Source organism: Pseudoalteromonas aliena, assembly GCF_038155085.1.
GTDB classification, from domain to species: Bacteria; Pseudomonadota; Gammaproteobacteria; order Enterobacterales; family Alteromonadaceae; genus Pseudoalteromonas; species Pseudoalteromonas aliena_A.
The window spans coordinates 1-231 of record NZ_JBAKAU010000114.1 but is presented as its reverse complement, the minus strand read 5'-3'; the positions used below and the strand labels follow the sequence as shown (position 1 = coordinate 231).

At 41.1% G+C, this 231-nt stretch carries 1 pseudogene; it reads right to left on the bottom strand.

Annotation, left to right across the window (positions count from 1 at the left end):
• Positions 1 to 222, bottom strand: a pseudogene (locus V6260_RS18750) (proteobacterial dedicated sortase system histidine kinase); the annotation flags it as partial.
• Between the last annotated feature and the right edge of the window lie 9 nt (positions 223 to 231).

The window sequence follows — 231 nt, the reverse complement described above, 5'->3', positions numbered from 1 at the left end:
CTCTAACAATGCCTCTTTACTATCTATGTCAACAATGGCAAAGCCAAGTTTGATGCCCAGCATGTTAATAGGAAAGCGCAGCTCTACGTTATAACCTGATATGGTACTTTCAAAATAGCCCTGAATTTTCGTAAATGGGGCTTTAGTATTTGAATCAAACGCATTAACCCAGCCATCTTGGAGCGGCGCAATAATGTAAGTATTAAACTGGCCGTCAGGCGTTTATAGACC